Consider the following 13,957-nt stretch of genomic DNA (forward strand, 5'->3'; position numbering starts at 1 on the left):
GATCCGTCGCTCCGCAAGCACCCACACATATTGCTTGATCGAATTTTTAAACAACTCAGCGTGGCGCTCGGCCCTCACTGTGGGATGCGCATTTTACACATCCAATCTGCTGAAGCAAGCTCTTTTTTAAAATGTTTTTCAGAAAAAATTCTTTGAAAAACAACAACTTACTTAGCTTCCTCGCCGCGTTTTGCGTTGCCGCTCAAGCAGCGAGGGCGCGAACTATACGAGCCCCTAGGGGGCAGCGCAAGTACTTTTGTGACAAAACTGTAAAAAAGATTTATCCACCTCAGAATAGATCAAATTCCGATCAATTTGGAGCCGAAAACAGGTGGTACTTCTTCTTGCCGAGGCGAACAATAAAGAAACGGCCATGCAAAGCCTTGTCTGCGGTGAATACTGACGCCGGGTCACCATTGCTCTCCAGGCCGACAGCGACACCATTAACCAATACAGCATTGCGCCCCAGCGCATCTTTTACCGGCTTACCGGACGGCGCCATACCCGCATCCACGAGCAACTGGATCAAGCTCTGCTCGCCAAACTCTGCGGGCAGGTCAGAACTGGGCAGCCCATCCAAGCGAAGCTGCTCCAGGTCACTCTCAGACAACTCATCGATACTGCCGGAAAACAGCGCCTGGGAAATACGCTCCGCTGCGGCCAGCCCCTCTTCGCCGTGCACCAGGCGCGTTACCTCTTTAGCCAGAACACTCTGGGCTTCAGGTCGTCCGGCGCGCTCGGCGTCTGCCTTTTCGAGCGCATCAATGGCGTCCACGCTCAGGAAGGTGAAGTACTTAAGGAACTTGTACACGTCCGCATCGGCGGTATTCAGCCAGAACTGATAGAAGGCATAAGGTGAGGTACGCTTCGGGTCCAGCCAGATGGTGCCACTTTCGGTCTTGCCGAATTTGGTGCCGTCCGCCTTGGTTACCAGCGGCAGGGTAAGGCCGAATACTTTGCCGCGATGCTGGCGACGAGTCAGATCCACACCACCAGTAATATTGCCCCACTGATCCGAGCCGCCAATCTGCAGGGTGCAGTTGTAGCGCTTGTACAATTCGGAGAAGTCCATGGACTGCAGCAGGATATAGGTGAACTCAGTGAAAGAGATACCCTCACCCTCGCGCTGAATCCGCTGCTTAACGGACTCTTTGTTCACCATATTGTTGACAGAGAAGTGCTTGCCCACGTCACGCAGGAAATCGAGCACATTCAGGTCTTTGGTCCAGTCGAGGTTATTGGCGACCAGGCCGCTATTTTCACCGGCATCAAAATCCACAAATGCGCTGACCTGCGCCTTGATCTTCTCTACCCAGGCGGAAACCACATCCGGCGTATTGAGAGAGCGCTCCTGAGCCTTAAAGGAAGGGTCGCCAATCAGGCCGGTTGCGCCGCCAACCAGCGCAATGGGTTTATGTCCTGCCGCCTGAAACCTCTTGAGTGTCAGCAGCGGGACTAGACTGCCTATATGCAGGGAATCCGCAGTGGGATCAAAGCCGCAATAGAGTGTGCGACTGCCTTCTGCCAGGTGCTGTTCCAGTTCGCCGTCACCGGTGGCCTGATTGACCAGCCCACGGCGCGTGAGGTCTTCCAGCAGTGTCGCATCCACTCCGGCCATTGTATCCCCTTGCGGTAAGTTCAGATGTGCTCAAGAAACCCCGCAGAACCGAGGTCAGCGGGCAAAAATTGGGCTGCAAATGTACCGAATCCTGCGGCAAATACAAGCGCGGCCCAGTGTCGGCGGGGAAACCCTGCTAATCCGCCAACCCGCTTGGATTTCCCCGCGAGGCAGAGGAACTGAATCATGGACAGACAGGTCAATTACCCCGTGAACCAGAGCGGGAATTTTGTTATAAAGTCGCCCGAGTGTTCGTTTTTTAGGCATCAGCCACCAGAACAGGGTCCGAACCCGATAACAGCCACCGTCAGCGCTATCTCTTAAGTACCATGCAAGATCATCGCAAAAAACCACGCCTGCTGGGCGCACTGGGCAAAAATTTCCCTCGCACCCACGCCCTGGCTGCAGGTGCCGCCAGCTTTGCTCTGGCGCTGGCGCTGTCTGTTTCCACCCCGGAAGTAGAAGCCAAGCGCACAGCGCTCGAGGTTTCGCTCAGCCTGCCAGAAGAAGCCATTCAGCAGTCTCGCGAGCACCAGCAAGCGACGCCCACGGCCGAAGCCCCTCATCAAAGCGTGATGGAAGGCCTGCGAGTGGTACAGGAAACCGTGCGCAACGGCGACACGCTGTCCGACCTGTTCCAACGTGCCGGGATCAGCAGCGCCGAGATGTACCAGCTGCTATCCAGCGGTAAAGAAGCCAAGCAACTGGCCAAGCTGGTGCCGGGCGAAGAGCTGACCTTCCAGATTGATGGCGAAGGCAGCCTGCAGAGCCTGGAGCTGCACAGGGATCGCCTGAGCAAGGTGGAATTCAGCCGCGACAGCTCTGACGAATACAAGTATGCACTCCACCAGCGCGATCCGGAGCGCTACACCGCCTTCCGTCAGGCGGAAATCAGCAGCTCCCTGTTCGTGGATGGCAGCAAGGCCGGTCTCAGCAACAACCTGATCATGGAGATGGCAGACATCTTCGGCTCGGACATCGACTTCGCCCTGGATATTCGCAAGGGTGACAAGTTCAGCGTGGTGTTTGACGAAGAGTTTCTGGACGGCGAAAAAATTGGCAACGGCGCCATCCAGGCGGTGACCTTCACCAACCAAGGCAAAACATTTAGTGCGGTGCGCTATACCGACAGTAACGGCGACACCAATTACTACACCCCCGACGGCAAAAGCATGCGCAAGGCATTTATCCGCACACCAGTGGATATCGGCCGTATCAGCTCCCACTTCAACCCGCGCCGTCTGCACCCGATCTTTAAAACCCGCCGCCCGCACAACGGCACCGACTACGCCGCTCCCCGCGGCACCCCGGTATATTCCGCGGGCGACGGCCGGGTCATCAAGGCCGGCTACAGCAAGGCCAATGGCAATTACGTGTTTGTCCAGCACGGGGAACGTTATGTCACCCGCTATCTGCACCTGCACAAGCGCTACGTGAAGCGCGGCCAGCGGGTCAAGCAGCGCCAGGCAATCGGCACCGTGGGCGCCACCGGCTATGCCACCGGCCCACACCTGCATTATGAATTCCTGGTAGATGGTCACCATCGCAACCCGGCGACCATCGTGCGTAAGCTGCCGAAAGCGAAAGCCATTCCCAAGTCGGAAATGGCCCGCTTCCAGACCCAGACCCAGCCCCTGATTGCACAACTGGAGCGCTTCCAACAGCCCGCTCTGGCACAAAATGGCGAAGAGAAGGACTCCGTGAACTGAATGACGGACCTCTACATTGGCCTGATGTCAGGGACCAGCGTCGACTGCATCGATGCGGTGCTGGTGGAATTTTCTGAGGCGGAAGGCCAGCTGCAATGCCAGACCCGGGCGGCACTCGGGCACCCCATCTCATCAGCCATGCGCGAGGCCATCCTCGCGCTTTGCGCGCCAGGCCCCTCAGAACTGGATCGCGCCGGCCAACTCGACCGCCAACTTGGCCGTGAATTCGCCGACGCGACCCTCGCGGTACTGCATGAAGCGGGCGTGAAGGCGTCCGCGATCAAAGCGATTGGCAGCCACGGCCAGACCGTAAGACACCGCCCGCCGGGCAGCGTCTCCACACCTTTCTCCATGCAGCTGGGCGACCCCAATACGATTGCCGCCCTCACCGGTATCACCACCGTGGCGGATTTTCGCCGTCGCGATATGGCGCTCGGTGGCCACGGCGCCCCGCTGATGCCCGCATTTCACAACGCCGTGTTCCGGACCAGCCGGGACCGCGCGGTGGTCAATATCGGCGGTATGGCAAATATTACCGAGCTTGCCGCCGATGGCGGCGTGCGCGGGTATGACACCGGACCCGGCAATGCGCTGCTGGACTATTGGGTAAAGCTGCATAGGGGCGAGCCCTACGACGCCAATGGTGCCTGGGCAGCGAGCGGCACCCCGCACCCGGAGCTGCTGAACCGCCTGCTCTCCGACGCCTATTTTGCCGCCCCTGCGCCCAAGAGCACCGGGCGCGAGGCCTTCAACCCATCCTGGCTTGAGCGCGCCTGTGCCGGCCTGGAAGTCACGCCCGCCGATACCCAGGCGACCCTTGCGGAAGTCACCGCGGCATCCATTGCCAGCGGTGTGCATGATTTTGCCCGAGGCGGAGAGCTACTGGTGTGTGGTGGTGGCGCGCGTAACCAGGACCTGATGGATAGACTACGCCGACGCCTGCCCACCTGGTCGGTGGCAGCTACGGACGATTACGGGATAAATGCAGATTGGGTAGAGGGCGCGGGATTTGCCTGGCTGGCACGCCAGACCATGCTCGGCCTGAGCGGCAACTGCCCCGCGGTCACCGGGGCAGAAAAAGAGACGATTCTAGGGGGAATCTTTCCAGCCTGAGGGCGCTAACCCGCGGGTAAGCGATCAGATGGAGAAGGAAGAGCCGCAGCCACAGGTCGCGGATGCATTGGGGTTCTGGACCACAAAACGAGAACCAGACAGTCCCTCTTCGTAGTCCACACTGGCGCCGACCAGATACGGGTAGCTCATCGCGTCTACCAGCACCTCGATGCCATCTTTTTCTACTACGGCGTCATCTTCCGCCACCAGTTCGTCGAAGGTAAAACCGTACTGGAAGCCCGAGCAGCCGCCGCCCGTCACAAAGACACGCAGTTTGAGCTCCGGATTGCCTTCCTCCTCCAGCAGGCCCTTTACCTTGGCAACGGCCTTCTCTGTCACCTGGATCGGATCGGGAGAAAAGGAAACAGCTTCAGACATAGTTCACTCTCGAGACAGGTTTGCAGCCCACTCCTATTCGGAACGAGCTGCCCGCGGCCGGATGGCAGCGGTGCGGGCGCATTATGGGTAAAACCCAGCAAACAGGTCAAGTATTACCCTTCTGGCCCAGTTTGACCAGTTGCGCCCGTCGCGTTATTCCGCGTCAACCACGGATTCTTCGGAATAACCCAGCATACGGGGCTCGCTGGTGTCATCCACTTCCACGTTGGATACCAGGGAGCCATTTACCTGGGCACCCTTCACCATCTCGATCAGTTTGTAGTGCACATTACCTTCGACAATTGCCTTGGATGCCAGCTCCAGATGCCCGCTGGCGTGCACGTCACCCTTCACGTTGCCGTTGACGACGACGTTGGGTACACGAATTTCACCCTCGACCACACCGCCATCGACGATCTGCAGTCGCGCATCGCTGTCACTGTGGGCGCTCACATTGCCGTTGACCCGACCTTCGACTACCAGGTTTCCACGAAAGTGCAGGTCGCCAGTAACTTCGGTATGACGCGCGATCAGAGTCGTGTTGTTGCCGCCAGTGTTAGCCATAGTTTTCTCTTTCTTTTTCAACATAATTCAACCAAAACCTCATGAATTGTGCGGGGCTTGTTTGGGTACTCCCCAGCAACCCCACTGTGAGCGCGACAGCGCGCCCGCTTCCGCAAATCAGCTCTGCTGCACCAGCCAGCCGTAACGCTGGTCAATATTGAACCCTTTACGCTTGCTGGATTTAAGTGATAGCTCCACCCCTTCCGGCACAAAGCCCTCCGGCAACTGCAGCTCTCCCTCGATATTCTGGAAATACTTGAAGCGTAGCGGGATGGACTCACTCTCCACCTGCGGAGAGAGGTCCGCCAGGGCGTAGCGGCGGGCTTCGCCATCCACCTGGCCCACGATGGTAAAGCGCACCGCCCCGGTCACCACCTGGTGGCGAGCCGCAGACTGCTGTACCAGCAATTTGTACTGATAGCGGCGCTCGCCGGCCTCAGAAATACTGAAACGACCAATGGAGACACCTTCGCCTCCCTCGGTAGGGGCCATGATGCCGCGGTAGAAGGAAATTTCCTGACGCAATTCGGCAATCTGGTTTTCCTTCGCCACCAGCTCGCCGCGCACGGATTCGCTCGCCTGCTCACCGATGGCTACCGACTGCTCCGCTGTGGCCGCCCGCACCCGCAGGGTTTCTATTTCCGCGCGCAGGCGATCGACCTCATCCAGGGACCTGGCGTGCGCCCGGGATTTCTCATCCAGGCTTTTGCTCACCTGATATTGCCCGGCAAAGAAAGCACCGGCGCTGGTGGACAACACCAGCAGGGTGACCCCCAATACAGAGAATACGCCGTGGATGGGCCTGTGGGGCACCACCTTCATGCGATACTGTTTACTGCCTTTAACTTTGCGCGCCATGTGTCTCGGATGTTGTTATCTGGATAGTGCTATCGCGATGTCGCCTGTGATGTCGCGTATTTTGCTGTTCTGTAAATACAGTCGATTCTAAGGCAGCAGTGCCGGGCTCTCCAGCCCCTGGTTCTCATTTAAACCAAACATGATATTCATGTTCTGCACCGCCTGTGCCGAAGCCCCTTTGGCCAGATTATCTATGACCGACAGGACGACGACCGTATCCCGGTTCTGCGGCCGCACCACTGAAACCCGGCACATGTTGGTGCCGCGCACGCTGCGGGTCTGCGGGTGGCTGCCTGCGGGCATTACATCCACAAACGGCTCAGACTGGTAGCGCTGTTCAAACAGGGCCTGTAGCGCCTCCTGAGTAACATCTGCGGAAGCGGGGTTCTCAAGCTTCGCGTACAGGGTGGCGTGGATACCTCGCACCATAGGCAGCAGGTGCGGTACAAAGGTCAGATCTACCTTGCCGCCGGCCGCCAGGCCAAGCCCCTGCTCGATTTCCGGCAGGTGACGGTGTCCGCCCGCGGCATAGGCACGGAAACTGTCGTTATTCTCCGCGAACAACAGGTCGGTCTTGCCCTGGCGACCGGCGCCGCTGGCACCGCTGGCCGCATTGGCAACAAGTCCGTGAGCCTCCACCAGCCCAGCTTCCAGCAGGGGAATAAAGCCCAGCTGAATCGCAGTAGGGTAACACCCGGGGCAGGCAATAAGCTGGGCGCCACGTATCTGTTCGCGGTTCACCTCGGGCAAGCCGTATACCGCCTTCGCCGCAAGTTCCGGGCAGGCGTGTTTCTGCCCGTACCACTGCTCCCAGGTGGGAATATCCTGTAATCGGAAATCCGCGGACAGGTCGATCACGCGCACACCGCGCGCCACCAACTCGGGCACCTGGGCCTGCGCGACTCCATGAGGAGTAGCGAAAAACACCACGTCGCACTTGGCCAGTTCATCGACATTCGGCGCACTGAATTTGAGATCGTAGTGACCGCGCAGGCTGGGGAAGAGCTCCGCCACCGGCGTACCCGCTTCCGCACGGGAGGTGATCGCGCTCACCTCCACCTGGGAATGGCCAGATAACAGGCGCAAAAGCTCTACACCCGTATAACCCGTTCCACCTACGATTGCCGCTTTGATGACGCTCACTTCCGCTCCTCGCTGATCACTGTCCTTTTGCACCGCCCTTTACAAGAGCCCGCCGCCTGTTGGCGGGCGATAGCCCCTGTATACTGAACCGTGCACTCTACCATAAGCCAACGAATTTAAAGGACTACCCGTGCGGCGCCGCCAGCCTGACCACGAGACTTTTGCCTCCCCCCTTCCCCACCAACGCCGCGCGACGCTGCTGGAGCGCGCGCGCGTCAGGCTCTCCGCCCAGCAGGCGCTGGCTCTGCTGGTATTGCTAGCGCTGGTAATCGGAAGCTGCGCGGGCCTGGTGGTCATCAGCTTCCGCCAGTTGAGCGAGGGGCCGGCGATCTTTTATCTACCGCAGCTGGAGGATTTTGAATCCCTGTCTCCTGGCTGGCGCTTTGGTTTGCCGGTGTGCGGCGCGCTGGCACTGGGCCTGCTGTTCCACTGGATCGCGCCGTCCGGCCGCCCCACTGGCGTGGTGCATGTGCTGGATCGGCTGCACAACCACCAGGGGCGCATGCCGATGAAAAACGCCGTTCTGCAATTTTTTGGCGGAGCACTGGCACTGCTCAGTGGCCAGTCCATTGGCCGCGAGGGCCCCTCCGTGCACCTCGGCGCCGCCAGTGGCAGCTGGGTGGCGCAGCGCTTGCGCCTGCCCGACAATTCGGCGCGCACTCTTCTCGCCTGCGGTGTCGCCGCCGCCATTGCCGCCTCCTTCAACACACCGCTGGCGGGCGTGATCTTCGCCATGGAAGTGGTAATGCTCGAGTACACCGTGGCCGGCTTCCTCCCGGTGATGATCGCAGCGGTCACCGGCAGTGTCGCCACACGCCTCGCTTTTGGCCATCAAGCGGCATTCAGCGTGCCCGCCTCGCAATTGGAATCCCTGGCGGAGTTGCCAATCCTTTTTGTATCCGCGCTGATTATTGGTGCACTCGCCTCACTGTTTATTGTGAGCCAGCGGCGCCTGGTCCCACTGCAGCAAAGATATTCTCCACTGCCGAGATTCCTCATCGCCGGCATTGCCACCGGCACCCTGGCCCTGTGGGTACCGGAAATTCTCGGGGCCGGATATGACACCCTGGAGCTTGCCATGCTGGGGCAACTCAGCATTATGGCGCTGTCTGCCATCGTGCTGGCCAAGCTCGCCGCCACGGCTCTGGCGACGGGTCTCGGGATTCCCGGCGGGGTCATCGGCCCAAGCCTCATCCTTGGCGCCTGTGTGGGCGGAGCGGCCGGACATCTCGCCAACCTCTGGCTCGGTGCGGCCACTGCCAGTCCCGGGCTCTATGCAATGGTGGGCATGGCGGCGATGATGGCAGCTCTGCTCAACGCACCCCTGGCGGCCCTGCTGGCGATTCTCGAACTGACCTACAACCCCAACGTACTGTTCCCCGGCATGATGAGCATCGTTGTCGCCTGCCTGGTAAGCCGACAACTTTTCGGCAGTGACGGTATATATCAGGAGTGCCTGAAGGCCCTCGGCAAGAGCGGCACCCCCAGTTGGCGCGCTCAGATGCTGAGCCGGGTGGGGGTCGCCAGTGTGATGGAGCGGGCAGTAGCGACAACGCCACGCCTGTTGGAACGAACGCAGGCAGAGCGACTGATCGAGCAGCAACCGGCATGGCTTTTGATCGGTGGCGACGAAGCGCCGCAAGCCCTGCGCACCGCCGATCTCGCCAATTTTCTGCAGCGGCCACAGATAGACAAAGAAAAAGAAGGCGAAGACGGCAAAAAGAAAGAAGAGGAAAAAATCGATCTGCTGCGACTGCCCGGAGAACGCCTGCAGCTGGCGCCACTGAGCTGGCGCGCCACGCTGCTGGAGGCTCAGGAGCAACTGGAACAACAGGGTGCCGGGGCCCTGTATATCGGGCGCGACTACGACCAAGGCAGTACAGGTGTACTGGATAGTGATGTGGCGGGTATCATCTTGCCGCTACACATAGAACATTATTATCGACAGTGACCTTATTTTGAGGACACCGGGCGATAAACCTCTATTCAAAAAAACCGGTTTCCATCCGGATAAGGAGCATCAATGCTTTGGGTCAAGGCTTTCCATATCGTATCTATGGTGTGCTGGTTTGCCGCACTGTTTTATCTACCGCGTCTTTTCGTCTACCACGTGGACGCGACCGACGCGCTTAGCAAAGACCGCTTCCAGATCATGGAGCGCAGGCTGTACCGCGGCATCGCAATCCCTTCGATGATTGCCACCATTGTATTCGGCGTCTGGATGTTCAGCTTTAATCCCAAATACTATGAATCCGCCGGCTGGATGCACGCAAAACTCGCACTGGTGGTGCTGCTTATCGGCTACCACCATATCTGCGGTAGCTATGTGAAAAAATTCGCCGCCGGCACCATCAATAAAAGTGGCCGCTACTTCCGTATATTCAATGAGCTACCCGTGTTGGCATTGCTGGCAATCGTGATACTCGCGGTGGTCAAACCCTTCTAAAAGTCCACCAGCCCCTCGCTGCGCGGCAGTTGCCGCCATCAAGGCGCGAGAGGACACCGACGCGCGGCACTGCCGCGCACTAGCGGGGCTAGAATAAGTACATCGCCCTTCAGGTCCGGAATGGTTATGGATACACGCCAGCCCATAGTACTTACGGTCACGCACCACGACCCCAGTGGCAGTGCCGGCATCGCAGCGGATACGGAAACTGCCGCCAGCCTGGGATGCCACTGTGCCTCGGTGGTGTCGGCGATTACCGTAGGCGACACCCGGGATCTGGTGGGCGTGGCACCGGTCGACGAAAACCTGCTGGTTGAGCAGGCGCGGGTGGTGCTGGAAGACATGCCGGTCGCCGCAATCAAGATTGGCTACCTCGGGTCCGTGGAGAACGTACACGCTCTGCATAGCGTACTGCGGGACTACCCGGATATCCCTCTGGTGATTGACCCCGATGCGACCCTCGCCGACAAGGAGAGCCTGCTGGCGCCACCACTATGGAGAGCCATGTGCGATCTGCTCCTGCCGCTGGCCACCCTGGTAGCCCCTAACCGACGTGAAGCCCGCGCCATGGCCGGCGAAGCGGACGTACACGACGCCCAGGCGCAGGAACTACTGGAAACGGGATGCGGCTACCTGTTGCTGACCGGCGTTCCCACCACCGAGCAACAGCTGGAAAACCGGCTCTACGATGTGCGCGGGCTGGTGCGCGAGTTTCGCTGGCAGCGCCTGCCACCGGCGGCCTACGGTGCCTGCGGAACCCTTACCACCGCCATTGCCTGCCATATCGCCCACGGCCTCACCATATTGGAAGCGGTCAACCGCAGTCAGCAGTTCACCTGGAGCGCCATTGCCGGCAGCCGGCGCCTGGGTATGGGACGGCCGGTGCCCAACCGATTGTTCTGGACCTGCAAGGACTGACAAAGCCCTGTCCCCGCGGTTAACGCTCAGCAGTAAATCCATCCAATTTTCCCGACCGGTTTGCGGCCGACGCCGGTGGTGCGGATAATACGCGCAACTTCCAATCCCGAATTTCCCTTCACCACTCCAATCCGGTGTCCATATCTGTATGAGCAAGTCCGAAACCCTTTTTGCCGAAGCCCAGAAAGTCATTCCCGGTGGCGTCAATTCCCCGGTACGCGCCTTCCGCGCAGTAGGCGGAACGCCGGTGTTTATCGAGCGCGCCGAAGGTGCCTACCTGTACGATGCCGATGAAAAACGTTACATCGACTATGTGCAGTCCTGGGGCCCCATGGTACTGGGGCACGCCCACCCGGACGTGATCGATGCGGTGGTCGAGCAGGCCCAGTCCGGCCTCAGCTTCGGCGCGCCCACCGAACTGGAGACCGAGCTGGCGGAAGAACTGTGCCGCGTATGGCCGAACATGGATCTGGTGCGCTTCGTCAACTCCGGTACCGAAGCCACCATGAGCGCCATCCGCCTGGCCCGCGGCTACACCGGTCGCGACAAGATCGTTAAATTCGAGGGCTGCTACCACGGTCACTCCGACTCCCTGCTGGTGAAAGCAGGCTCCGGCGCCCTCACCATGGGCGTGCCATCTTCCCCCGGTGTGCCGGCGTCCCTCGCCGATCACACCATCACCCTCACCTACAACGATATCGAGGGGGTGAAAAAGTGCTTCGCCGAGATCGGCGACCAGATCGCCTGCATCATTGTCGAGCCGGTAGCAGGCAACATGAACTGCATTCCGCCGGTGCCGGGATTCCTGGAAGCACTGCGGGAAGTCTGTGACCAGTCGGGCGCGGTACTGATTCTGGACGAGGTGATGACCGGCTTCCGTGTCAGCCTGACCGGCGCCCAGGGCTACTACGGTATCGAAGCGGACATCACCACCCTCGGCAAGGTGATCGGCGGCGGTATGCCGGTGGGCGCCTTTGGCGGCAAGCGCGAGATCATGGAACAGATTGCGCCGCTGGGGCCGATTTACCAGGCCGGCACCCTCTCCGGCAACCCCATGGCGATGGTCGCGGGCCTGGAAACCCTGCAGCTCATTCAGGAACCGGGCCTGTACGACGAGCTCACCGCCAAGACCGACCGCCTGGTGGAAGGCGTACTGGCCGCCGCGAAAGAGGCAGGCATTCCACTGACCGCCAACAAGGTGGGCAGCATGTTTGGCTTCTTCTTTACCGATGCCGAGCAGGTCACCAATTACCAGCAGGTCATGGCCTGTGACACCGAGCGCTTCAACCGCTTCTTCCACGGTATGCTGGAAGAAGGCGTGTACCTGGCGCCGGCATCCTACGAAGCGGGCTTTATGTCCGCCGCCCATAGCGAGGAAGACATCGAAGCTACTATCCAGGCGGCGAAAAATGTCTTCGCCAAACTGAAATAAGCGGGGCCTCCTATGACTTTTTCATCACACCGCGGCCCCTACCCCCATAGCCGCCCGCGCCGCCTGCGGGCCAGTGAATTCTCCCGCCGACTAGTGCGGGAGAATCACCTGACCACCGACGACCTGATCCTGCCGCTGTTCATCATCGAAGGTAAAGGGGAAACCCAGCAGGTGGCATCCATGCCCGGGGTAGAGCGATTGACCGTGGACCTGCTTACCGCCAAGGCAAAGGTGCTGGTGGGTCTCGGCATTCCCGCAGTGGCGCTGTTTCCGGTAGTGGACCCCTCGGCGAAATCCGACGACGCCCGCGCAGCCTACGCGCCGGACGGCCTGGCCCAGCGCGCGGTGCGCGCACTCAAGGATGCGGCGCCGGAACTGGGTGTCATTACCGATGTGGCACTGGATCCGTTTACCAGCCACGGTCAGGACGGGCTGATGGACGACAAGGGCTATATCGTCAATGACGACACCGTGGAAGTGCTGGTGCAGCAGGCACTGTCTCACGCCCAGGCGGGCGCCGATGTCGTTGCGCCCTCTGACATGATGGACGGCCGTATCGGCGCGATCCGCAGTGCGCTCGAGCGGGACGGCCACGCAAACACCCAGATCATGTCCTACGCCGCCAAATACGCCTCCAGCTATTACGGGCCGTTTCGCGATGCGGTTGGCTCCGCCGGCAACCTGAAAGGTGCAAACAAGTTCAGCTACCAGATGGATCCGGCCAACGGTGACGAGGCGCTGCACGAGTGCGCACTGGACCTGGCAGAAGGGGCGGACATGATCATGGTGAAGCCGGGCATGCCCTATCTGGACGTGGTACGACGGGTGAAAGACGAGCTCAAGGTGCCGACCTTTGCCTATCAGGTAAGCGGCGAATACGCGATGCACTGCGCAGCGTTTGAAAACGGCTGGCTGAATCGTGAGGCGGTGATTATGGAGTCGCTACTGGCATTCAAGCGCGCCGGCGCCGACGGCATTCTCACCTATTTCGCAGAAGAAGCCGCGCGCTTACTGCAACGCTGACATTCGCAGACAAACAACCGGATCAAAGCGTCGCGCACTGGCGGATCAGGTTGTGATAGATGTGGTGGAGTCGATCCAGTTCGGCTCTGTCCACCTGCCCCTGCCCGAGCAGGGTCTGGATACTCTGATCCAGCTCAAACAGGGTTTGGCGCATAGCGCCATCGGCAACCATGCTCTGCATCCAGGTGATCGCCGCGATGCGCTGCCCCGCAGTTACTGCAGTCACCTTGTGCAAACTACTGGACGGATACACCACCGCGGAACCGGCCGGCAACTTTACCCGCTGCTCGCCAAAGTCCGTGGCAATCACCAGCTCCCCGCCCTCATACTCTTCCGGCTCACTCAGAAACAGCGTCATGGACATATCGCTGCGCAGTACTTCGCTGGAGCCGGGGATGCGCATGATCGCGCCGTCTACATGCCAACCGTACTCATCGGTTTCACCGTAGCGGTTGAATACCGGCGGGAAAATGCGGTGTGGCAGTGCGCGGGAAATCAGCCGAGGGGTTTCTCCCATACGGCCCAGCAACTGGTTGGCCAGCTGCTGCACCGCGGGATTGGATGGGTCGGCCTGATGATTGTTTTTGACCTGTGCCGCCATTCCCATCGCGGTGCCCTTACCGTCTGCCCAGGGCAGCGACAGTAACACCTCGCGGAAATGAGCCACCTCCTGCGGCGTGAGCATATTTTCAATAACAACCATCGGGCTTCCTTCTCTCACGTGTATCGCACGTCTATCGCAATTCCCAAACCGT

At 60.0% G+C, this 13,957-nt stretch carries 13 protein-coding genes; 7 read left to right on the forward strand and 6 right to left on the reverse strand.

Features of this window, described 5'->3' with window-relative positions; translation table 11 throughout:
- Positions 1 to 310: 310 nt before the first annotated feature.
- Positions 311 to 1,618, reverse strand: coding sequence for a tyrosine--tRNA ligase (gene tyrS, locus LC059_RS17600; protein WP_226705185.1), 1,308 nt, complete (start codon positions 1,616 to 1,618; stop codon positions 311 to 313).
- A gap of 329 nt (positions 1,619 to 1,947) precedes the next feature.
- On the opposite strand from tyrS, the gene LC059_RS17605 reads away from it, so the two are divergent.
- Positions 1,948 to 3,327, forward strand: a complete 1,380-nt coding sequence (locus tag LC059_RS17605; protein ID WP_226705186.1) for a peptidoglycan DD-metalloendopeptidase family protein — start codon at positions 1,948 to 1,950, stop codon at positions 3,325 to 3,327.
- Positions 3,328 to 4,440, forward strand: a complete 1,113-nt coding sequence (locus LC059_RS17610; RefSeq protein WP_226705187.1) for an anhydro-N-acetylmuramic acid kinase — start codon at positions 3,328 to 3,330, stop codon at positions 4,438 to 4,440. It begins immediately after the preceding gene.
- A gap of 24 nt (positions 4,441 to 4,464) precedes the next feature.
- Here the strand turns inward: LC059_RS17610 and erpA are convergent, their stop codons facing one another.
- From erpA to argC, 4 genes are all read right to left on the reverse strand, one after another.
- A complete protein-coding gene (gene erpA, locus LC059_RS17615) occupies positions 4,465 to 4,818 on the reverse strand; it encodes an iron-sulfur cluster insertion protein ErpA (protein WP_161859602.1) in 354 nt (117 codons plus the stop codon).
- Positions 4,819 to 4,971: 153 nt separating this feature from the next.
- On the reverse strand, positions 4,972 to 5,382 hold the full coding sequence (locus LC059_RS17620; protein WP_226705188.1) for a bactofilin family protein: 411 nt from the start codon (positions 5,380 to 5,382) through the stop codon (positions 4,972 to 4,974).
- A 117-nt stretch (positions 5,383 to 5,499) separates the two neighbouring features.
- On the reverse strand, positions 5,500 to 6,240 hold the full coding sequence (locus LC059_RS17625; protein ID WP_226705189.1) for a DUF6776 family protein: 741 nt from the start codon (positions 6,238 to 6,240) through the stop codon (positions 5,500 to 5,502).
- Positions 6,241 to 6,327: 87 nt separating this feature from the next.
- Entirely contained in the window at positions 6,328 to 7,383 is a 1,056-nt protein-coding gene (argC, locus tag LC059_RS17630) for an N-acetyl-gamma-glutamyl-phosphate reductase (RefSeq protein ID WP_226705190.1), read from the reverse strand.
- A 130-nt stretch (positions 7,384 to 7,513) separates the two neighbouring features.
- Between argC and LC059_RS17635 the strand changes: the two genes are divergently transcribed.
- From LC059_RS17635 to hemB, 5 genes are all read left to right on the forward strand, one after another.
- Positions 7,514 to 9,334, forward strand: a complete 1,821-nt coding sequence (locus tag LC059_RS17635) for a chloride channel protein (RefSeq protein WP_226705191.1) — start codon at positions 7,514 to 7,516, stop codon at positions 9,332 to 9,334.
- A 72-nt stretch (positions 9,335 to 9,406) separates the two neighbouring features.
- Positions 9,407 to 9,829 carry a protoporphyrinogen oxidase HemJ gene (gene hemJ, locus LC059_RS17640; RefSeq protein ID WP_226705192.1) on the forward strand — a complete coding sequence of 141 codons (423 nt, stop codon included), beginning with the start codon at positions 9,407 to 9,409 and terminating at the stop codon, positions 9,827 to 9,829.
- Positions 9,830 to 9,955: 126 nt separating this feature from the next.
- Positions 9,956 to 10,747, forward strand: a complete 792-nt coding sequence (thiD, locus tag LC059_RS17645; RefSeq protein WP_226705193.1) for a bifunctional hydroxymethylpyrimidine kinase/phosphomethylpyrimidine kinase — start codon at positions 9,956 to 9,958, stop codon at positions 10,745 to 10,747.
- 148 nt (positions 10,748 to 10,895) lie between these two features.
- On the forward strand, positions 10,896 to 12,179 hold the full coding sequence (gene hemL, locus LC059_RS17650) for a glutamate-1-semialdehyde 2,1-aminomutase (protein ID WP_226705194.1): 1,284 nt from the start codon (positions 10,896 to 10,898) through the stop codon (positions 12,177 to 12,179).
- A 12-nt stretch (positions 12,180 to 12,191) separates the two neighbouring features.
- Positions 12,192 to 13,202 carry a porphobilinogen synthase gene (hemB, locus tag LC059_RS17655; RefSeq protein WP_226705195.1) on the forward strand — a complete coding sequence of 337 codons (1,011 nt, stop codon included), beginning with the start codon at positions 12,192 to 12,194 and terminating at the stop codon, positions 13,200 to 13,202.
- Positions 13,203 to 13,224: 22 nt separating this feature from the next.
- On the opposite strand, the gene LC059_RS17660 is transcribed toward hemB, so the two are convergent.
- Positions 13,225 to 13,905: a Fe2+-dependent dioxygenase gene (locus LC059_RS17660; protein ID WP_226705196.1), complete on the reverse strand. Its 681-nt coding sequence runs from the start codon at positions 13,903 to 13,905 to the stop codon at positions 13,225 to 13,227.
- Between the last annotated feature and the right edge of the window lie 52 nt (positions 13,906 to 13,957).

Origin of the sequence: Microbulbifer elongatus (assembly GCF_020524885.1) — a bacterium.
GTDB classification, from domain to species: Bacteria; Pseudomonadota; Gammaproteobacteria; order Pseudomonadales; family Cellvibrionaceae; genus Microbulbifer; species Microbulbifer elongatus_A.